Annotated in this window: 10 protein-coding genes and 4 pseudogenes; 5 read left to right on the top strand and 9 right to left on the bottom strand. The window is 69.5% G+C overall.

Annotated features, from left to right (window positions below; translation table 11 throughout):
* Window positions 1–39: 39 nt before the first annotated feature.
* Window positions 40–381: a (2Fe-2S) ferredoxin domain-containing protein gene (locus tag QEG98_RS15425; RefSeq protein WP_090492760.1), complete on the bottom strand. Its 342-nt coding sequence runs from the start codon at window positions 379–381 to the stop codon at window positions 40–42.
* Window positions 382–985: 604 nt separating this feature from the next.
* On the opposite strand from QEG98_RS15425, the gene QEG98_RS15420 reads away from it, so the two are divergent.
* Window positions 986–3,778: a vitamin B12-dependent ribonucleotide reductase gene (locus QEG98_RS15420; protein WP_316567229.1), complete on the top strand. Its 2,793-nt coding sequence runs from the start codon at window positions 986–988 to the stop codon at window positions 3,776–3,778.
* Here the strand turns inward: QEG98_RS15420 and QEG98_RS15415 are convergent.
* On the bottom strand, window positions 3,736–4,998 hold the full coding sequence (locus QEG98_RS15415) for a hypothetical protein (protein WP_316567228.1): 1,263 nt from the start codon (window positions 4,996–4,998) through the stop codon (window positions 3,736–3,738). The two genes, QEG98_RS15420 and QEG98_RS15415, sit on opposite strands and share 43 nt — an antisense overlap.
* 3,958 nt (window positions 4,999–8,956) lie before the next feature.
* Here QEG98_RS15415 and QEG98_RS15410 point away from each other — a divergent pair.
* A complete protein-coding gene (locus QEG98_RS15410) occupies window positions 8,957–9,541 on the top strand; it encodes a hypothetical protein (protein WP_316567227.1) in 585 nt (194 codons plus the stop codon).
* 50 nt (window positions 9,542–9,591) lie between these two features.
* Here QEG98_RS15410 and QEG98_RS41915 read toward each other — a convergent pair.
* Window positions 9,592–9,792: pseudogene (locus tag QEG98_RS41915) on the bottom strand (hypothetical protein); the annotation flags it as partial.
* A 459-nt stretch (window positions 9,793–10,251) separates the two neighbouring features.
* Here QEG98_RS41915 and QEG98_RS15400 point away from each other — a divergent pair.
* Both QEG98_RS15400 and QEG98_RS15395 read left to right on the top strand, forming a co-directional pair.
* On the top strand, window positions 10,252–11,619 hold the full coding sequence (locus QEG98_RS15400; RefSeq protein ID WP_316567225.1) for a serine protease: 1,368 nt from the start codon (window positions 10,252–10,254) through the stop codon (window positions 11,617–11,619).
* Complete coding sequence (locus QEG98_RS15395; RefSeq protein WP_316567899.1) at window positions 11,610–12,188, top strand: PPC domain-containing protein; 579 nt, start codon at window positions 11,610–11,612, stop codon at window positions 12,186–12,188. The genes QEG98_RS15400 and QEG98_RS15395 overlap by 10 nt, the downstream gene beginning before the upstream one ends.
* 68 nt (window positions 12,189–12,256) lie before the next feature.
* Here the strand turns inward: QEG98_RS15395 and wbaP are convergent, their stop codons facing one another.
* Together wbaP and QEG98_RS15385 are read right to left on the bottom strand one after the other, a co-directional pair.
* Window positions 12,257–13,651 (bottom strand): undecaprenyl-phosphate galactose phosphotransferase WbaP, encoded by a 1,395-nt coding sequence (gene wbaP, locus QEG98_RS15390; RefSeq protein ID WP_090492752.1) that lies wholly within the window; start codon window positions 13,649–13,651, stop codon window positions 12,257–12,259.
* Window positions 13,652–13,869: 218 nt separating this feature from the next.
* The gene (locus QEG98_RS15385) at window positions 13,870–15,015 is read right to left on the bottom strand and encodes a glycosyltransferase (RefSeq protein WP_316567224.1); all 1,146 of its coding nucleotides are present in this window, start codon (window positions 15,013–15,015) and stop codon (window positions 13,870–13,872) included.
* Window positions 15,016–15,100: 85 nt separating this feature from the next.
* Between QEG98_RS15385 and QEG98_RS15380 the strand changes: the two are divergent.
* Window positions 15,101–16,233, top strand: a pseudogene (locus QEG98_RS15380) (glycosyltransferase family 4 protein).
* Here the strand turns inward: QEG98_RS15380 and waaL are convergent.
* The 4 genes and pseudogenes from waaL to purD form a co-directional block, all read right to left on the bottom strand.
* Complete coding sequence (waaL, locus tag QEG98_RS15375) at window positions 16,230–17,555, bottom strand: O-antigen ligase WaaL (protein ID WP_316567223.1); 1,326 nt, start codon at window positions 17,553–17,555, stop codon at window positions 16,230–16,232. The pseudogene QEG98_RS15380 and the gene waaL overlap by 4 nt on opposite strands.
* A gap of 1 nt (window position 17,556) precedes the next feature.
* A pseudogene (locus tag QEG98_RS15370) lies at window positions 17,557–18,671 on the bottom strand (LptF/LptG family permease).
* Window positions 18,668–19,780: an LptF/LptG family permease gene (locus QEG98_RS15365; protein ID WP_316567222.1), complete on the bottom strand. Its 1,113-nt coding sequence runs from the start codon at window positions 19,778–19,780 to the stop codon at window positions 18,668–18,670. Before QEG98_RS15365 ends, QEG98_RS15370 begins: the two are co-directional and overlap by 4 nt.
* Window positions 19,777–21,040 (bottom strand): annotated as a pseudogene (purD, locus tag QEG98_RS15360) (phosphoribosylamine--glycine ligase). Before purD ends, QEG98_RS15365 begins: the two are co-directional and overlap by 4 nt.

Genomic DNA, 21,040 nt, shown 5'->3' with positions numbered 1-21,040 from the left:
CGGCGTCGACTATTTCGGGTTAATACCGGGAAGCTCGCTTTAGCCCGAAGTGGCGGCCTTGCGGGAGAAGGGCATCAGCAGCCGCTCCACAGGGCGGCCTTCCATCAGGTGCTGCTCGACGATGTCCTTCACGTCCTCCACCTTGACGCCGCCATACCAGGTGCCTTCCGGGTAGACGACGACGGCGACACCGAAGCTGCACGTGTCCAGGCATCCCGCCGCGTTGGCGCGCATGCGCCCCTTGAGGCCCCGCTTGTCGAGCTCCGCCTTGAAGGCGGCGCGGACCTCCTCCGCTCCCTTGGAGGCGCAACACCCCTTGGGATTTCCGTCCGGGCGGCGGTTGGTACAGACGAAGACGTGGCGCTGGTAGGGAGGAGCCATGTCCGCCTCCTAACGCGCGTCCGGACCAAAATCGATGGCCGCGTTCACCAACGGACCGCCGACAGGGCTGATCCACCACCCCGGACGGATCAGCACGGTTGCACGCACCCGAGTCGTGCACAGACTCACAGCAAACGTCTCCCAGTGATCACGCTCGCTTGGCTCGAAGTGACAATACATGGCTCGCCATCTGGATTCAGGCACTGCAAAGCATGTGTTGCCAGGGCAGGCGCGGCCCTCTAGATCGGGCGCCCGCGCTGAACGCAGTAGCAGCAGGGCAGGCAGGCAGACACCGGACGCCCACTTCACGGCTGTACACAATTCGTGGTGGGCATGACTTTGACGGATACCATTTGTTGTATCGATAGAATCTTTGACGGAGGTGCTACAGGCGTCTATCCATGGCCTCGTCCGGCAGTCTGGCGGGCATCTCCCAAGAACAGCCGAGGGGCCGGGCGCGCCCCTGCTTCGTCGTCGCGAATCCGCTCTGATGTCACCCGCGTTTCACGTCGGGCTGATCCATCGGATCCATCGGGATCTCGCGACGTTAGCGTTTTGCAAATTTTGCATCAGAACTCACAGTGAACTCGCGGAGGGTGGCGACATGGATAAAGAGCTGAGCTCGAAGTCCACGGTGAACGGGAAGGAGCGGCGCGGCGGGCGCAAGGCGCGCGTGGCGGCGACGGGCTTGACGGTGGAGCGCTTCTTCACGACACCGGGCGTGGATCCCGCGGATGAGCTGGCGTGGGAATACCGCAGCGCCAGCATCACCGGCGAGGATGGCAAGGCCGTCTTCGAGCAGAAGAACATCGAGGTGCCGAAGTCCTGGTCGATGCTGGCGACGAACGTCGTGGCGTCGAAGTACTTCCGCGGCACGCCGGGCACGCCGGAGCGTGAGACGAGCGTGCGCAAGCTGGTGGCGCGTGTGGTGGACACCCTCACCCAGTGGGGTGTGGAAGGTGGCTACTTCACGCGGGACGCGGACCGCGAGGCCTTCCACGCGGAGCTGACCCATCTGCTGCTGCGCCAGAAGGCGTCCTTCAACTCGCCCGTGTGGTTCAACGTTGGCGTGGAGGCGCAGCCCCAGTGCTCCGCGTGTTTCATCAACAGCGTGGAGGACAACATGGACTCCATCCTCACGCTGGCGCGCACGGAGGGGATGCTCTTCAAGTACGGCAGCGGCACGGGCAGCAACCTGTCCACCATCCGCGGCAGCAAGGAGCTGCTGGCGGGCGGTGGCACCGCTTCCGGCCCGGTGTCGTTCATGCGCGGCTTCGACGCCTTCGCCGGTGTCATCAAGAGCGGCGGCAAGACGCGCCGCGCGGCGAAGATGGTCATCCTCAACGCCGAGCACCCGGACATCCTCGAGTTCATCCGCTGCAAGTCGAGCGAGGAGAAGAAGGCCTGGGCGCTCATCGAGGCCGGCTACGACCCGTCCTTCAACGGCGAGGCGTACTCGTCGGTGTTCTTCCAGAACTCGAACAACTCGGTGCGCGTCACCGACGATTTCATGAAGGCGGTGGTGGATGACGCCACCTGGACGACGCGGTCGGTGCGCGATGGCCAGCCGCTGGACACCTACCAGGCGCGTGAGCTGTTCCGGGAGATCTCCGAGGCCGCGCACCTGTGCGGCGACCCGGGCATGCAGTTCGACACCACGGTGAACAGCTGGCACACGTGTTCGACGACGGCGCGCATCAACGCGTCCAATCCCTGCTCGGAGTACATGTTCCTGGACGACTCGGCCTGCAACCTGGCGTCCCTGAACCTGATGCACTTCCGCACCATCGACGGCGACTTCGACGTGACGGCGTTCCGCCACGCGGTCGACATCCTGCTGATGGCGCAGGAGATCATCGTCGGCAACTCGCGCTACCCCACCGAGCGCATCGAGAAGAACAGCCACGACTACCGGCCGCTGGGCCTGGGCTACGCCAACCTGGGCGCGCTGCTGATGGCGTCCGGCCTGCCGTATGATTCGCCCGCGGGCCGCAACTACGCGGGCGCGATTACCTCGCTGATGTGCGGCGAGGCCTACGCGATGAGCGCCCGCCTGGCGGAGAAGCAGGGCCCCTTCGCTGGCTACGCGAAGAACGCGGAGCCGATGCTGGGCGTCATCCGCAAGCACCGCAAGGCCGCGTACCACATCGCCCCGGAGGGTGTGAGCCAGGGCCTGTTCGCCGCGCAGAAGGACGCGTGGGACCGCGCGCTCGCGCTGGGTGAGGAACACGGCTTCCGCAACAGCCAGGTGACGGTGCTGGCCCCCACGGGGACCATTGGCTTCATGATGGACTGCGACACCACCGGCATCGAGCCGGACATCGCGCTCATCAAGTACAAGAAGCTGGTGGGCGGCGGCATGCTGAAGATCGTCAACCAGACGGTGCCGCTGGCGCTGGAGAAGCTGGGTTACCCGCAGACGCAGTCCCAGGACATCATCAGCTACCTGGACAAGCAGGACACCATCGAGGGCGCGCCGCACCTGAAGCCCGAGCACCTCCCGGTGTTCGACTGCGCCTTCAAGCCGGCCCAGGGCGAGCGCAGCATCCACTGGATGGGCCACATCCAGATGATGGAGGCCTGCCAGCCGTTCCTCTCCGGCGCCATCTCCAAGACGGTGAACATGCCGTCGGACGCGACGGTGGAGGACATCGAGAAGGCGTACATGGAGGCGTGGAAGCGCGGCCTCAAGGCCATCGCCGTGTACCGCGACGGGTGCAAGCGGACGCAGCCGCTGAACACGTCGAAGGAGACGGTGAAGGACACGCGCGCCGCCAAGGCCACCATGGCCCCCGAGCCCGTCCCCGCCATCCAGCCGGAGCCCCGCGCGGTCCGCCGGCGCCTGCCGGACGAGCGCCGCTCCATCACGCACAAGTTCTCCATCGGCGGCCACGAGGGCTACCTGACGGTGGGCATGTACGAGGACGGCCTGCCGGGCGAGCTGTTCATCGTCATGGCGAAGGAAGGCTCGGTGGTGAGCGGGCTGATGGACAGCTTCGCCACCAGCGTGTCGCTGGCGCTCCAGTACGGCGTGCCGTTGAAGGTGCTGGTCGACAAGCTCAGCCACACCCGATTCGAGCCCAGCGGCTTCACCGGCAACCCGGACATCCCCATCGCCAAGTCCATCACCGACTACATCTTCCGCTGGCTGGAGCTGAAGTTCCTGCCGAGCGAGGAAGAGGACGCGGTGCTGGACCGGGTGGACGTGCAGCCGAAGCGGGAAGCCCTGCCCGCGCAGACGGCTTCGGTGCAGCGGTCCGACGCCAACGCCTCCAAGCGGTCCACCTGGCTGAATCAGGCGGATGCTCCGCCGTGCCACACCTGCGGCGCCATCATGGTGCGCAGCGGTGCCTGCTACAAATGCAGCAACTGCGGCGCGACCAGCGGCTGCAGCTGAGCGCGACGCGCCGTTCTTGAAGTGAAGAGGGCTCCGGAGCACCTGGCTCCGGAGCCCTTCTTGCGTCTCCCCTCCTCCGGCTCGCGCTCAGGCGCTCCGGGTGGGGAGACGGGAGAAGGCCTCGGAGGCCTTCTGCGCGACGAGGGTGAGTTCATCGAGCGCGGGCGCGGCGATGGGCTCCGCGCCGTGGTCCGCGATGATGAACGCCACCGCCTGGCCCCGGCTCCGGATGGCGATGACGGCCGGTGCGAAGCGCCCTCCCCGCCCAGCGCGGCGAAGATGGCCTCGTCCTGGGGACAGGCTGGTGCGTCGAAGACGCTGGCACCCGCGGACGTCATCGCGGTGTGCAGCAGGGACGGTGCTTCGAGGTCGACCTTGAGTTGGGCGACCGCCGCGCTGTCGCTGCCCGGGCCCCAGGCATGCCCCACCCGCGCGAGGCCGAGGCTTTCGCCCAGGAGGAAGGCGCGCTGGAAGCGGCCCGCGCAGTACGCCAGCACCACCCTGCCGAGCACACCCTGGGTATTCACGACGTCGAGCGCCGACAACACGTGCTCCGCCGTCACGGAAGGGCCACCCATGGGCCCTTCCGTGGCCGCGCTGGCCGCCGCGGCCAGGAGCGTGGTGATGACGTCCGAAGGCTCCGCCGCCGTGGGCTGCCAGGGCTGCTGGATGAAGTCCCACGCCGAGGCCAGAGGCACTTCGGTCGCCGCGGGCGATAGGGCCGGGCCGTCGAGGTCCACACCGCGGTCCGCCCAGGTCGTCTCCGGGACGTGGCCAATGGGGCCCGTGTCATCGCCGCCCTGCCAGCCCACGAACTCCCACGTCGAAGCGAGCTGCATCGGCTCGTCGGATGCGCCGGACAGGTCATCCAGTTCAATGGGCGCCCGGGGCATGGGGGCGACGGGCCGAGTCGTGAATTCGGGTGTCTCGACAGAGGGCGCGGGAGCGCCGCCATGCGCGGCGGGCTCCGGGGCGTCGAGGCTGGCCACGGGGGCAGCAGGGGTGGTGAGCAGCTCGCCATGCTCCGCGACGACGAAGCCGCGTGCCTTGCGCGGCGCCGGGGCATCCTGCGTTGGCACATCCGCGTGCTGGCCTGCTGAAGCATCCTCCGCCGTCGGGTCGGACTCGCTGGCGATGGCCGCCAGGTCCAACTTGAGGCCGAATGGCTGCGTCACCTCGCCGAAGGGCAGCGCGGCCCGTTCGTCCGTGGTGGATGGCATGGCGGCCGGAGCGGACTCGATGGACGGAGTTGGCTCGGTCTCTGTGGTTGCCGCAGCCGCCTCCGCGAAGCCGTCAGGCGCATCGAACAGTGTTACGGCTGTCGGGGCGTCTACCGTGGCAGTCGGCGTCGTCTCCGCAGACGGGCTGACCGCGACTGGCTCCTGCGTGGCCGGTGAGGATGAATCGCTCGTGAGCTCCGAGTTCGCCGCTGCGGTTTCGGTTGCAGCGGATGGCGCCGTGGAATGACCACCGGCATCGGCCACGATGACGGGCTCGGCTGGACGCTGCGCTTCGGCGGGCGTCGTGGAAGCCAACGACGACGCGGCCTCCGCGGATTCTCCCGCGAGGACTGGACCGGAGTGGGCCTGCGGGGCCTCCGGCGGAGCTTCCACACGGGGAGGTTGCTCAGTCCCTTCCGGTTCGGGAATCGAATCCGCGGACGCGACACCGTCGGGCGACGTCGAGCCCGCCACGCTCAAAGCGTCAGCGTTCGGCGACTCAGCTGGAGAGGCGGCCGCGTGCTGTGAGGTCTCAGCATCCGGCCCTGGAGCTGACGCATCCGTCAGCTCGGCGGTCGACGCCACTTCTGCGGCCGGACGAGCGTCAACGCCCGGCAAAGGAACCGCGGAACCTTCCACCTTCGTGGACGACGCGAGGACAGCGTCGGCAGCAACCTCCGTGTCAGACGAGACCGTCGCGGCCTGGCTTGCTGCGCGTCCCAGGGCCAGATTCGTGGGCGACGGAGCGTGCTCACGGTCGAGCGCCGCAGCTGCCGTTTCCACGGTTCCCTGAGGCCCCAACGCCGTCGACGACTCGCCAAGGGCGGACGCTTCGGGCGCCGCATCGTTCACACCGGCAGCATGCGGCTCGGCGTCAACCGAACGAATGCCACTCGAACCACCGGGGACATCCGGCGCGGCAGCAGCAGCAGCATGAGCATCCGAGGTCGAGTTGGCCTCGGTGGTTGCGGCGGGAGTATCAACGCTCGCGCTTGCCACGCCGGAGTCATTCGGCTGGGCAGTAACGACGCTTGCGGCCGATGCATCAACGTTCGCACCTGGCCCCACGGAGTCGTCCGGCTGTGCCAAAACGGCACCGGCCGCCGATTCAGCCAAGGCCGCATTCGCATCACCAGCAACATCCTGCGCGGAGGAAGATGCCCCCGCCGCCAGGTCATCAACGCTTGAGGTGGCGACATTGGCCGCGTCCAACACAGCGGAGGCGGCTCCAGCTTCAACGTCCGGACTTGCCACACGGGCTGCTTCCGACTCAGCGGTAGCCGCGCCTGCTGCCGATGCCTCAACATCTGCGTTCGGTTCGTCGTGAATGGGGCTGGCCGACGGCTCCTCACCCGATTCCACACGGACGTCCGCTGCCGTCACTCCAACGGCTTCGCTTGCGACGCCACCCGATGCCGCACCGGCGCCCTCTGCCGTCACCCCAGCGGCTTCGTCTACTGCCTGCGACCCAACTGCGGCGTCGGTGGCAAGGACCGGCTCAACGACGACCGTGGCATCCGTGCGGTCTGGCGTTTCGGGAGGCACCTCCACGTCCACCGACGACGCACCTTCGGTCGCGACAGGGGGCGCCGACACGATGTCGGGAGCCGTGACGGCAACGGCTTCGACGTCGAACACCACGTCAGAGTCCGTGGGCAACGCCTGCTCGGGAGCCCCACTCGCGTCGACAGCAGACGGCACGTGCTCTTGAGCCGGCACCTCAGCAGGGATGCCAACCCGTTGAGGCACCGCGCCGCGCTCGTCGGGGGACTCTCGTCCTTCAGTCGCGAAGGGAGCAGGCGAGACGCCGTGCCCACGATGAACCGCGGGTGACATTCCGGGAGGAACCGGCATCCGGCTTGAATCGAAGTCCGGCGCCGAGGGAACACCGCTCGGCACCGAAGCCCCCAGGTCTTGCTCGAAGTGGAACGGAGGTTCCGTTCCATCCGCGGCAGCCGAGGACGGGGCAGCGCGAGCTTCCGCTAGAGGCGTCTCGGCTGGCGCATCGGTCCTTGGAGCTTCCGCAGCGGCATTGCCAGGGACTGGCATGTCCGCGTCCACGGGCCGTGCATCCCCCAGTGACGCGGGAGGCGGCATCGCTCCGGGAGGCGTCATCCCCTTGGGGAGCTGCGACGGCATGCCCGCTGGATGCGCAGCGACCACGCCTGAAGGCGGCGTCGGGGACACCTGCGCGGGCGGTCCGCTCGACGGGCCCCGCGCCATTCCCGGCGTGGGCGCACCCTGCACGGCCACAGGCGCGCCACCTGCGGCCGTAGGTACGGGCAATGTGCCCGGAGGCATCTGTCCGTGAGGCGAGTGAGGACGGGGCATCCCCGGCCCGGCAACGGCCCGAGCCCCAGCAGTCATCTCCGGAGGCAGTGCTCCGAGAGCCACGGGGGCCCGGGGCACCCCGTGCACGGACGGAGGCGGTGCGCCCATCATTCCCGATGGCACCGCCCCGAGGGGCACGGGGGCATGGGGCCCCGCGTGCGCAGCCGCAGGCGGTGCGCCCGTCATTCCTGGCGGCATCGCCCCGTGAGGCCCGGGAGCATGGGGCCCCCTGTGCGCAGTCGCAGGCGGTGCGCCCGTCACTCCCGGTGGCATCGTCCCGTGAGGTCCGGGAGCCTGGGGCCCCCTGTGCGCAGTCGCAGGCGGTGCGCCCGTCATTCCCGGTGGCATCGCCCCGCGAGCCCCCGGCACCGCAGGCAGTCCCGGCGACGACGGCGGTCGCGCGCCCATCATCCCCGGAGGCACCGGCCCGTGAGGCACAGGCAGGCCCGGCGCAGGTGGCGGCCGTGCTCCCATCCCCGCAGGCACCGGCCCATGCGACCCTGGCAATCCGGACGCGGGCGGAGGCCGTGCTCCCATCATTCCCGGTGGCACCGGCCCTCCATGAGGCCCGGGCATCGCAGGCAGGCCCGACGACGAGGGGCGTGCTCCCACCATTCCCGGTGACACCGGTCCATGAGGCCCCGGCACCGCGGGCAGGCCCGTCGCGGACGGCGGACGATGTCCCATCATCCCGGGAGGAACCGGCCCGTGTGGCCCGGGCGCGGGAGGAGGCCGTGCTCCCATCGTTCCCGGCGGCACCGACCCATGAGGCCCCGGCACGGCGGGCAAGCCCGTCGCGGACGGCGGGCGATGTCCCATCATCCCGGGAGGAACTGGCCCAGCAGGCCCGGACGCGCCACCCGCCATGCCAGGAGGTCCCGACACCGCAGGCAGTCCCGTCGCGGACGGAGGCCGATGCCCCATCATTCCTGGAGGCACCGGGGCACCCGCCCCAACCATCGCCGGAGGCGGTGCGCCCATCGTCCCCGGAGACACCGGCCCATGAGGCCCCGACACTGCCGGTACACCCGTCATGGACGGAGGCCGTGCGCCCGCCATGCCTGGCGGCACCCGACCGTGTGGCCCAGGAACCGCGGGCAGTCCCGTCGCGGACGGAGGACGTACCGCCATCATCCCTGGTGGAACAGCCATCCCTGCGGGCGCGGACGACGGCGATGCGCCCAGCATCCCCGGAGGAACCTGCGGACCAGCAGTCCCCACGCCCGGCGCGCCATGCACCGCAGGCAGTCCCGTCGCTGAGGGCGACCGAACCCCGGCCCCCTGCTGCGGCATCGACGCCCCCGGCCCAGACGGCGCGCCCACCATGCCCGGCGGTCCCGCCACCGCCTGAAGCCCAGGAGACGACGGAGGCCGAGCCCCCACCATCCCCGGAGGCACCGGAGCGCCCGGATGCGCCGATGGCCGCGAGAGCATCCCAGGACGAATACCCATCCCCTCGCCCGCCCCCGAAGCCCCTGAGCCGGCGCCCCGGGCTCCGAAGAAGCGGCGTCCATCGGAGGAAACGGAGGCCGAGTCGGCACACCCTGCCGCGACGCCAACCCAGGCGGCTGCGTCCCTCCACCGGCCCCTGCGGAGCCACCGGGATGGCCGAGGCCACAGCAACGCCTTGCGCGGGAACACCCCCATCGAAATCCTCGGGCACAGCCGCCACGTCCTCGACGACCTCGCCCTCCTCCAGCACCTCCCCTTCCTCCAGGAGGTCAATCTCCTCCGCGGGCGCCTGCTCCAGCGCGAACGGAGGCGGCGCGACGGCACGCGGCGTCTCCGTCGGCGTGAGTCGCGGCGGCGAGGCAGGCCGCGCCCCGCCCCCACTGGCGTCAGCGTCGGAGGCACGGGCACCTCGGGCGTCACCGCCCGCATCCCGCCGTCCTCCCCGAAATCAATCCTCGCCACCGGAGGCGCGGACGACGGCAGCGGGTCCAACGGATGCGAGCTCCCCGACACGGCCGGCGCCCACCGGCCCGAGCCGGAATCCTCGGGCTCCGTGTCCGGGTCATCGCCGCTCAAGTACTGCCCGGGCGCGAGCCCACCGAACATCCCTTCCGCCTCGGGCTCCGCTCTCACGGGCGCGGGAGGCGGAGGCGTCATGCTCAGCGCGGCGGGCATCGAAGGGAGCGTCACGGCCGCGGTCCGCTGCGGACGCTTCGTCGAGGCCATCTGGATGAAACGCGTCTCGCGCTTGATGCCGTAGCGAAGCTCCTGGAACTGGAACAGCCGCAGCTCCGGCGTGACGTACGGAACGATGCGCAGACCGGTGATGAACCCCAGCGCATCCGCGTGCTCGATTTCCAGCGGGCTGGCCATGGCCACCTTGAGCCGCCGGCCTTCCTGCTCCAGCGGGAAGGCCTGGTGCTTCTCCGCCATCGCAGCGGGAAGCAGTTGCAGCACCGCGTCCGGTGCCGCCACGAAGTCCGCTTCCTGCGCCACCGGGTAGCGGCACATCTCCCCCAGCACCATGGCCAGGGTATCGATGTCGAGGATGTCCAGCTCGACAAGGTTGGAGCCCAACCTTCCGCCGTAGATGAGCTGGGCCCGGAGGGCTTCGTCGAGCTGCGCCTGCGTGATGAGGCCCTTGCGGACCAGGATCGCTCCGAGCTTTTCGGCCATGTCCGGCCGATTCTAGACGCCTTCTCAGCGACTGAGACGCCCCTCCCACCGCGTGGCCGCTGCATGCCAGCCAGGCCGCACGACCGGCGCCACAGGCACCTGCGCCGAGTGAAACCAAGGCCCGGGTCCAAACCCCACGCCGCAACGGAAAACAAACACTCACCGTGAAGCAGAAAATCTCCAACCACACCGTCCAGCCACAGAACCCATGGCAATCACACGGAATTGCCAGTTTCTCAGGATATAACTGGGAGTGCAGTCAAACCCGCCAAGGCTTCACTCCGAGGAGAATCGATGAAACGCATCCGACTCGCATGTCTTGTCACGGCGCTGGTCACGGGGGCGCCGGCGGCGCTGGCCTCCGCTGAGGTCTGCCAGCAGGAAGAAGTTTCCTCTTCGTCACAGCGGCTCACGAAGGTGGGCGAGGACGTCTTCCGTCGCTTCGAGACGACCCACCCCTACGCCACCACGCAGATTCGCGCCTCCGACGGCCCCATCCACACGGACGTCATCACCCACGCTGGCGCGGCGTACATCGCGCCCCACTTCGAGCGGCTCGACCTGGAGGATGGCGACTTCGTCGTGGTGCGCTCGCCGGACAACTCCCGGTCGTGGCGCTACGACAACTCGCACCCGGGTGCGCGCAGTGGCTTCTGGGCCATCCACATTGCCGGTGAGACGGCCATCATCGAGCTGCACAGCCGCGACGGCGTCAACCGCCGCGGCATCCTCAACAAGCACGGCTACTCCATCGACCGGTACGCCCGGGGCTACACCAACGAGGAGATGGGCGTGTCGAACGACAAGGCGCTGTGCGGCCCGGACGACACGCAGTGGGCGCCCTGCTATGCCTCCAGCGACCCCACCCTCTACGGCCGCGCTCGTCCAGTGGCGCGCCTGCTCATCAACGGCTCCGGTGCGTGCACGGGCTGGCTCGTGGGCAGCCAGGGCCACCTGATGACCAACCAGCACTGCGTCGGTACGGCGAGCGAAGCGCAGAACACCCAGTACGAGTTCATGGCGGAAGGCGCGAGCTGTTCGACGAGCTGCGCGAGCTGGTTCGGCTGTCCGGGCAACGTCATCCCGGGCGGCACGCTGGTGAAGGTGGACGCGCCGCGTGACTACGCGCTCATCCAGTTGTCCCAGAACCCGGTGAACACCTACGGCTACCTCCAGCTGCGCTCGTCCGGCGCCGTGGTGAACGAGCGCATCTACCTGCCGCAGCACCCGGCCGGCCACGGCAAGAAGATCGCCGTGCACTCCACGCATGCCCGGGACGAGTCCGGCTTCGCGGAGATCTACAGCCGCAACGAGGCCTCCTGCCAGTCCGGTGGCCCCAACGACATCGGCTACTACGCGGACACGCAGGGCGGCTCCTCCGGCTCGCCCGTCATCGGCCATTCGGACAACCTGGTGGTGGCCCTGCACCACTGCGCCAACTGCCCCAACCGCGGCGTGCCCATCGAAGCGGTCATCAGCCACCTGGGCACCAGCCTGCCCCAGTGCGCGCTGCCCGCCGCCGACTGCCCCAACCCCGGCGGCAACGGTGAGCCGCCGCCGCCCCTCCTCCGCCGCCCCCGCCGCCGGAGAACTCGTTCGACTACAGCGCCAGCAACACCAACAGCGCGCAGCAGAACACCACCAACCACGTCATCCCGCTGACCGCGGGCCAGACGCTCACCGTCGCGACGTGCGGCCTCACGGGGACGCAGTTCACCGGTGACACGTGGCTGCGCCTGCGCAACCCCGCCGGCACCGAGGTGGCCACCAACGACGACTCCTGCGGCGGCCGTGGCTCCAGCATCACCTTCACCGCCACCACCGCCGGCAACCACGAGGTTCGCGCCGGCTGCTACTCCACCGGGAGCTGCACCGGCCGCGTCGTGTGGGAAATCTCCGGCGGCTCCGGCAGCCCCACCAGCGGGAGCTTCAACTTCAGCGCCAGCAACACCAATAGCGCGCAGCAGAACACCACCAACAGCGACGTCGCCATCGCCGCGGGCAAGAGCATCACCGTGGCCACCTGCGGCGTGACGGGCGCGACCTTCACGGGCGACACCTACCTGCGCCTCTTCAACGGCGCCACGCAGGCGGCGGTCAACGACGACGCGTGCGGCGGCCGTGGCTCCAGCCTGACGTACACCTCGTCCACGGCCACCACCCTGCAGATTCGCGCGGGCTGCTATTCCAGCGGGAGCTGCACCGGCACCGTGGTCTGGAGCATCCAGTAGTCCCCACGCAGCGGCGTTGAACCCCCGGGCCCGGGCCGTGGCGAGCGCCACCGCCCGGGCTCGCGGCGTCAGTAGGCGTTCTTCGATAGGAAGCCGCCCAGCGCCGTGCGCACGAGAATCTTCAGGTCCATCAGCAGCGACCAGTTCTCGATGTAGTACAGGTCGTACTCGATGCGCTTCTCGATGCACGTCTGGCCGCGCAGGCCGTTGATTTGCGCCCAGCCGGTGATGCCCGCCTTCACCTTGTGCCGCAGGTGGTAGCGCGGAATCTGCCGCTTGAACTCCTCGATGAAGACAGGGCGCTCCGGGCGCGGACCCACCAGGCTCATGTCGCCGCGCAGGACGTTGAAAAACTGAGGGAGCTCATCCAGGGAGTACTTCCGCAGGAACGTGCCAATCACCGTGCGCCGCGGGTCGTCCGGGCAGGCCATCATCGCGCCGCTGTGCTCGGCGTCGATGCACATGGTGCGGAACTTGAGGATGGGGAAGGTGCGCCCATCCATGCCCATGCGCTCCTGGCGGTAGAGCATGGGCCCACGGCTGGTGAGCCGCACCGCCAGCGCGGTGGCAGCCATGAGCGGCGCGGTGATGAGGATGGCCAGCAACGAGAAGAGGATGTCGAAGGCCCGCTTGGCCACCCGGCTCCAGCCCTCCATCGGGTCGCCCTGGAGACGGATGATGGGCAACCCACCGAACTCCTCCAGGCCACCATAGAGGGTGATGTACTGGTACAGGTCCGGCACCACGCGCACGTCCACGGTGCGCAGGGCCAGCTTGTCCATCAGCGCCTTGACGTGGGCGTGGCCCTCCAGCGGCAGCGCGAGGATGACCTGGTCCACCGGGTGCGAATCCAGCACCTCGTTCACCTGGTCCACGAGCCCGATGACGCGCACGTCATTCACGTACTGGCCCACCTTCTCCGGGTGCAGCGTCAGCACGCCCATCACCCGGAAGCCCAGCTCGCGGTGGTGCTCCACCGTCTCGATGACCCGCTGCCCCAGGTCCCCCGCGCCGATGACGAGGATGGACTTGAGGTTGTGGCCCCGGCGCCGGATTTCACTCACCAGATAGCGCGTCACCAGCCGGCTGCATGTCACCAGCGCGAACGCATAGACGATGAAGATGGCCAGCGTGAGGCGCGAGTAGCGCTCGCGCACGAAGTACGTCACCGCCACGAGGATGAGCGCCGCGGTGATGGTGGACTTGAATACCTCGAACACCTCGCCCGTATTCGTCCGGGAACGGTTGGTGCCGTACAGGCGTGACTGGTGGAACGTCACCGGGAAGATGACGAGCACCATCAGCAGCGAAAAGAACGAGTCCGTCCAGGGAGGAATCCCCTCCGTGACGGGCACGATGCCGGAGAAGCGCGTGGCGTACGCGAGGACGAATGCCAGCGCGAGCATCACCATGTCGGCGACGACTTTGATTGACGTGTAGAAACGCTGGAGACGACTGAACACCGAAGTACTCCTGTGGCGTAATCAACGGGTGGCCACCCCGGTGCAAGACTCGCGCCCTCTTCATCCGGACACGCGTCTTGCCCATCACCGTTTGATAGCCGCGCTTGCTAGCACGAAAAAATTTGTGAAAACAATGGGTTGCGGTGGCCCCGCCCCCCCAGCCAGGGGTGGTGTCCACCTGTTGCCCACAAAAGACCAAGACAGGAGCGACAGCGAAGTCACAGTCCCGCTGCGGGGCCTGGGGAATCTGGCAACACCTCCCCCAGCACCGAGTGAATCTCTCGAAGAATGGCACTTTGGAAATGCGCGCGACCGAAGCGCTCGGCCTGCGCGCGAGCGGCTTCAGGCCGAAAGCCTGCTTCCCATTCGTCGAACCGGCGCACGGCGGCCGCGAGCGATTCCGGCGTCTGTTCTGAGAAGAACATTCCCGTCTGCGCCGTCACCGTCTCGAGCGCGCCGCCCTTCCCGTAGGCGATGACGGGCCGGCCCGCCGCCTGGGATTCCAGCGGGGTGATGCCGAAATCCTCCTCGGGCGTGAAGATGAGCGCGCGAGCGTCTCGGTACAGCGCCGGAAGCGACGCATCCAAGACGTTGCCAAGGAAGCGGATATTTTCAGGCAGGTTTCCGGCGCCCAGGCGCGCGGCCTCCTGGCCCGCGCCCACCACCCAGAGCGGTGCATCCAGGCTTCGGAACGCCTCCAACGCCACGTCCAATCGCTTGTACGGCGCGAAGGCCCCCAGCCAGAGGAAGTAGCCTCCCTGGCCTCCGCCCTCTAGAGGGACCTGGGCGAAGCGCTCCAGGGAGACGGGCGGGTGGATGACCGACGCCTCCCGGCCCCAGAAGCGCTGCACCTTGGTAGCGATGTGTCGGCTGTTGGCGATGAAACGATCGACCCCCGCCGCCGTCCGGCGGTCCCACCGGCGCAGCCAGGGCCGGACGGCATGGGCCGCCGCGCGCACCGGGAGGCCCGTGCGTCCGGGTCCGAAATAGTCGTCGAACAAGTCCCACATGTACCGCATGGGCGCGTGCACGTAGCTCAGGTGCGGCGTGCCCCGCGGCGTGCGCAGGCCCTTGGCCACGCAGTGGCTGGAGGAGAGGACCAGGTCGTACTTCCCCTGGAGTTGGAGGGACTCGATGGCCTTCGGCATCAGCGGCAGGAAGTGCCGGTAGCGCGCGTGGATGCCGGGGATGTGCTGAAGGAAGGACGTGAAGATGCGGCGGGACTCGATGGCCGGCGACTGGGAGCCCGGCTTGTGGATGAGCGTATAGATGTCCGCGTCCGGCAGGACTTCGCAGAGGGCATCAAGGACGCGCTCACCCCCTCGGTGGGTAACGAGCCAATCGTGGACCAGGGCAACCTTCACGGCACGGCTTCTAGCACTGGGTGCGCGCGGCGCGGCAAGCGTCGATGAGGCCCCGCGTGCCCGCCCGCCCCCATGGAGGCCGCGCGTGTGGTACGCGGGGGCCGTGGCCCACGTCCTCCTCGACCTGCGCATGGTGCGCGGCCGGCTGCATGGGATTGCCCGTTACGCCCTGGAGCTGGCGCGGCGGATGCCCGTGCTCGCGCCCGACCTGCACTTCTCCGCGTTGGTGCCCCCGAAGGGCTCGCGCCCGACCTGGGTGAGCTGACGCCGCGCATGCCGCTGCACCGCGCGCTGGCCGGGTTTCTGTCGCCCCTCGAGCAGCCGGCGCTGGCGGCGGACCTGGTGAAGCTGGCGCCGGATGCATTCCACGCCACGTCCTTCTCGCTGCCCCTCTTCTGGAACGGGCGGCTGGTGGCCACGCTCCACGACGCCAATCACCTGGCGCTGGCGGACCAGTACACGCCGGCCCAGTCCATCTACTACCGTGTGGTGGTGGGCCCTCGCGCGAAGCGGGCCACCGCGCTGGTGACGGTGTCCGAGTTCTCGCGCGACGAGCTCGCGAAGCACCTCAAGCTGTCGCCCTACCGCCTCCAGGTGATTCACAACGGGGTGGATGCCAACTTCCAGCCGCCGACCCAGGCCGAGGCCGCCGCGTTCCGCGAACGGTACGAGCTGCCAGCGCGCTACGTGGCGGCGGTGGGCAACGCCAAGCGCTTCAAGAACCTGGCGCTGCTGAAGGATTTCGCCGGGGAGCTGCCGGTGCCCGTGGTGCTGCTGGCGGGCAAGGGCGCGGTGGCGCACGAGCTGAGGCTCCACGAGAACGTGGTCGATTTGGAGGAGCTGCCCGAGGACCAGATGCCGCTGTTCTACGGCGCGGCGGCGGCGCTGCTGCTGCCCTCTCGCTACGAAGGCTTCGGGCTGCCGGCCCTGGAGGCCATGGGCGCGGGCTGCCCGGTGCTGGCGTCGGATACGACGGCCCTGCCCGAGGTCGTGGGCAACGCGGCGTTGAGGCTCTCCCCGGACGACGCGGTGGCGTGGCGTGAAGCGACGCTGCGCGTGCTTCGCGACGACGCGCTGCGCCGGGAGCTGGTGGAGCTGGGCCGGGAGCGCGTGGCGCGCTTCACCTGGGACGACTGTGCCCGGCGCACCCTGGCCGTCTACCGCCGCGTGCTGGAGTCCCCGGCGCCTGGAGGCTCGCGCGGGACGCCTCGCCGCTAGGGCGTGGGCCTGGACGCGCCTTCCATCTCCAGGAGTCCCTGACGGGCCTCCCGGCCGCGCAGGCGTTCACTGCCCTCGCACAGCCCCAGCCCCCAGATGAGCGAGAAGGACAGGTACACGCTGGAGTGGAACGGCAGGTAGTGCACCAGCGCGAGGATGTGGAAGCCCACCCAGGACAGCAGGGCGCCCGTGGCCGCGATGGAGCCCTGACGATAGCGCCGGATGAGCGCGCGCCCCAGCAGGCCGTGCATCGCCAGCATCAGCAACAGCCCCACGAGGCCCGTCTCCGCCCACACCGTCAGCCAGAGGTTGTGCGAATCGGTGGCCAGCAGGTCGGTGATGCCCGTCTCGTCCTGCGTGGCCAGGGCCGCCGGCTTGTGATTGCCGAAGCCCACACCCGTCAGCGGGTATTCACGTACCAGGCTCCAGCCCACGGCCATGGCGTGCTCGCGCTCTCCGCCGTAGATGTTGCCCAGCGCCTTCTCCATTCGCGTGCGCCAGGCCGGGCTCATGGAGACGACGGCCACCAGCGCGAACAGGAGCGCCAACCCCATCTTCCGCGCGGAGCCCTGGACCAGCAGCAGCAACGCCACAACGCTCACGAGCAACGCCGCGCCCAGCGCCGCGCGCGCGAAGGCGTTGTAGATGGAGATGAGCATCCCCATCACCACCGCCCCCGCCAGGATGCGCCGCCGCGCCTGGTCCGCGCTGCCCAGCACCGACAGCGCGGGACCGAGCGCCGCGATGGCGCCGTGCGCGAAGCGAAGCCGGTGGGAGAAGAAGCCACCCGCCGCGTAGCGCGGAGACTCCTCGGTGCCGAAGTTCTCGTGCAGTCGCCCCAGGTTGAGCTTGAGGAAGGAGGGCAGCTCCACGGACCAGCGCACCCGGTTCTGGAACATGCCCAACAGCGCGGCCAGCAGCCACCCTCCCGCGAGGACGCCCGCCAGCAGCAGCCACGGCACGCCCATGGCGCCAATGCACGCGGCCGCGGCGCCCGCCACCGAGTCCAGCACCTGGCCGTACCGCGCGCCGCGCGGCCACGACTCCGCCGCGCCCGTCAGCAGCGCCACCGCGGGCGACGCCGCCTGCCACAGGCACAGCACCCCACTGGCCCCGACATAGGCGCGCACGTCCGGCGCCAGGCGGAGCCGCCCTCGCACCAGCAGAATCAACGCCAGCAACACCGCCGCGCCCGTCGCCACCTGGAGGACGACCTCCGCCAGCACCAGGCCCACGGTCCACAGCACGAGCACGGCGTTGATGGCGCGGCGCCAGCGCAGGTCCAGCGGAAGCTCGGACGCGGTTCCCATGAGCGCGGACACGCTATCTCACCAGCAGCGAACGCCGCGGCAGGTGCAACCGGCCCTCACGCTGCAACCACACGGCGCCCGCGATGAGGCCCAGCAGCACGGTGGGCGTCCACGCGGCGACGCCAGGAGACAACCGCTCCGTGAGCACCAGGGTCCGGCACACCATCATCAAGCCCCACATCGCCACCGCTGTCAGCAGGCCCTCGATGATGGCGGCCGTGAGGTGCCCTCGCCGGTTGGCGCGCAGGGCCAGCCCCACCCCCAGCAGCGCCGCGGGGAACGCCGCCATCGGGTAGGCGAAGCGGTTGTGCAGGGCCAGCTCGAACTGCTTCGTCGCCGGCCCACGTCGCGGCGCGCGGCAATCTGCTCGCGCAGCTCGGACGCCCGCATCTGCTCCGGACGCCCCGGCCGGATGCGGAACGCGGTGACGGCCACGCCCAGGTCGTACTCCGCTTCCGGGAGCTGCCGTACGGACGTCTTCCCCTCGCCGTCGAAGGTGCGCTCCACCACGTCCGTCAGGCGCCAGCGCATGCCCTCCACCGGGAACATGCCGGATGCGTCCAGGCGCCGCTGGAGGTCGAAGGACTCCGTCACCGTGAAGACGGACACGTCCTGGAAGCCCTCCTGCGCGCTGCCGCCCCGGAGGAAGAAGATGTTGTCCCCACGCCGGAACCACTGCTTCGGCGTGTAGTAGAAGCGCCAGTCGCCCCACTTGTTGAAGCGCTGGGTGGTGATTTCGTCCACGCGCCGGCCGGAGTACGTCGCCACCCGCTCGTCGAAGGCCACCAGGCCCACGCAGGCCACGAACGATGCCACGAGGATGGGCAGGTACAGCGCGGACGGGCCGAAGGTCAGCGCCCGGATGGCCGTCACCTCGCCCTGCTTGCGCAGCGCGGACACCGTGGTGCCCGCCGCCAGCAGCAGCGCCGCCGGCCCCAGTTGCTGCACCGACATCATCGCCTTGTAGAAGTAGAGCTCCGCCGCGTCCCACACCCAGCCCGGGCCCGTGTACAGCTTCGCGCGGTCCACGAAGTCCACCACCACGAACACCAGCACCAGGCCCCCGAGGATGCCCAGGGCGAAGCGCAGGTACGTGCGCAGCACGTAGATGAAGAGCGTCCCCCTCACTTGACCGTCCCCGAGCGGCTCACCCGGTACAGGGCCACCAGCCCCACCGCGACGAACACCAGATTGGCCATCTGCCCCGCCAGCCCCACGGGCAGCTGGCCCTTCTGCCCCATCTGCTCGAAGACGCGGCTCAGCAGGTAGTAGAGGACGTAGCCCCCCAACGTCAGCAGGTAGCCCCACGCCCGGCCCGACTGGCGCCGGCCCATGGCCAGCGGCGTGCCCAGCAGCGCGAAGGCGATGGGCGCCAGCGCGTTCCCCAGCCGGCTGTGCAGCGCCATCCGGTACATGCGCGCATCCTCGCCCTGCGCTTCCGCCTCGCGCGCCGCCTCCATCAGTTCGCCGGGCGTCAGCTCCTCGCGGGAGAAGGAGAAGCGGCTGCGCTTGCCCATGGAAGCGCCCACGCCCACGCTGATTTCGGCCTGGTCGAACCGGATGATGCTGTACTCCTCCGTCTCGCGGCCCGCGGAGCGGTGCACCTCCCCCGCCTCCAGCGCGAAGCGCAGCACCTCGCCGCTGGTGGACGTGCCCACCTGCCCCCGCTGCGCCAGCACCAGCAGCGGCGAATTCGCCTCCCGGTCGTCATGCAGGAGCACGTTGGTCCACTTCCCGTCCGCGGACACCTGCTCCGCGTACAGCGTCAAGTTGCTGAGGTCCTCGTAGAAGACGCCGGACTTCACGTCGCCCACGGCGTTCTTCCGGATGACCTCGCTCACCAGCACCTTCAAGCCCGACAGGCCCCAGGGCTGCACCGTGGAGGTGATGACCAGCATCAGCACGCTGAGCGCCACCGCGATGCCCATTGGCGCGGCCAGCAGGCGCACCGGCCCGATGCCCAGCGCCTGGAGCGCGACCAGTTCCCGGTCCTCGCCCAGCCGCCCCAGCCCCAGGAGGATGGCCAGGAGGAAGGCGATGGGCAGCGCCATCATCAGGAAGTGCGGCGCCAGGTACGCCAGCAGCCGCGCCATGTCCACCAGCGTCACCGACGAGCCCAGCAGCACGTCGGTGCCCCGCAGGAACTGCATGACGAAGAGCAGCAGGAACATGAACGCCACCCACACGCCGAGCGGGACCAGCAGCTCCCCGAGCAGGTAGCGCGAAAGGCGGTTCACGGGGCGGCCTTCATCCCTCGCGCGCCGATGTCCCGGCGGAAGTGCATGCCCTCGAAGCGCACGGCCGCCACCGCCGCGTAGGCCCGCTCACGCGCCTGCGCCAGGTCCTCGCCCCGCGCGCACACCGTCAGCACCCGGCCTCCGGCCGTCACGATGCCGCCGTCGCGCGCCTCCGTGCCCGCCAGGAACACCGTGGCGTCGGGTGGCACCGCGTCCAGCCCTTCAATCCGCTGGCCCTTCTCCGGCGCGTCCGGATAGCCCCGCGCCGCCAGCACCACGCCCACCGAGGCACCAGGCGCGGACACCAGCGTCCGCGGCGCGAGCGTGCCTCGGGCACACGCGACCAGCAACGGCAGCAGGTCCTCCCCCAGTTGCATCATCAACACCTGCGTCTCCGGGTCACCGAAGCGCGCGTTGAACTCCAGCACCTTCGGGCCGCCGCGCGTGAGCATCAACCCCGCATACAGCACGCCCCGGAAGGGAATTCCGCGCCGGCGCAATACGGCCAGCGTCGGGGCGACCACGCGCTCGCCCACCTCGGCGAGCTGCGCGGCGGACAGGAAAGGCGCGGGGCTGTACGCGCCCATGCCACCGGTGTTCGGCCCGGTGTCACCTTCGCCCACGCGCTTGTGGTCCTGGGACAAGGGAAGCATGGCGTAGCGCTCGCCGTCACACAGCGCCATCGCGGACACCTCTTCTCCTCCAGCAACTCCTCCAGGACCATCGTCTGGCCCGCCACGCCCATGGCCCCCACGGCGCGCACCGCCGCGCGCGCGGCCTCCACGTCGTGGGCGACGATGACGCCCTTGCCCGCCGCCGGCCATCCGCCTTGACGACGATGCGACCCTGCGCCACCGCGTAGGCTTCCGCCGCCGCCATGTCGGTGAAGGTCTGGAAGGCGGCGGTGGGCACACCGGCCTCGGCCATGATTTCCTTCGCGAAGGCCTTGGACCCTTCGATGCGCGCGCCCGCCGCCACGGGCCCGAAGCAGGCGATGCCCGCGTCGGCCAGCGCGTCAGCGACTCCCGCGACCAGCGGCGCCTCTGGCCCCACCACCACCAGGTCCACCGCCTCGCGCTTCGCGAACGCGGCGACTTCCTCCGGAGCATCCGCGCGCAGGGCCACGTTGGTGCCCAGCTTCGCCGTGCCCGGATTGCCCGGACCGCACAGGAGCTGGGTCAACAAGGGGCTCTGTGACAGCTTCCACGCGAGCGCATGCTCACGGCCACCGGAACCGAGCAGCAGGACCTTCACATCCAC

This window comes from Myxococcus sp. MxC21-1 (assembly GCF_032612255.1).
GTDB lineage: Bacteria > Myxococcota > Myxococcia > Myxococcales > Myxococcaceae > Myxococcus > Myxococcus virescens.
Note: the sequence above shows the minus strand (reverse complement) of the source record. Positions and strands in the feature narration are given on the sequence as shown.

What these genes read in the sequence shown, in the direction of transcription:
- QEG98_RS15425 (WP_090492760.1), bottom strand. Translation starts at nt 381, where the DNA reads ATGGCTCCTCCCTACCAGCGCCACGTCTTCGTCTGTACCAACCGCCGC.
- QEG98_RS15420 (WP_316567229.1), top strand. Translation starts at nt 986, where the DNA reads ATGGATAAAGAGCTGAGCTCGAAGTCCACGGTGAACGGGAAGGAGCGG.
- QEG98_RS15415 (WP_316567228.1), bottom strand. Translation starts at nt 4,998, where the DNA reads ATGCCATCCACCACGGACGAACGGGCCGCGCTGCCCTTCGGCGAGGTG.
- QEG98_RS15400 (WP_316567225.1), top strand. Translation starts at nt 10,252, where the DNA reads ATGAAACGCATCCGACTCGCATGTCTTGTCACGGCGCTGGTCACGGGG.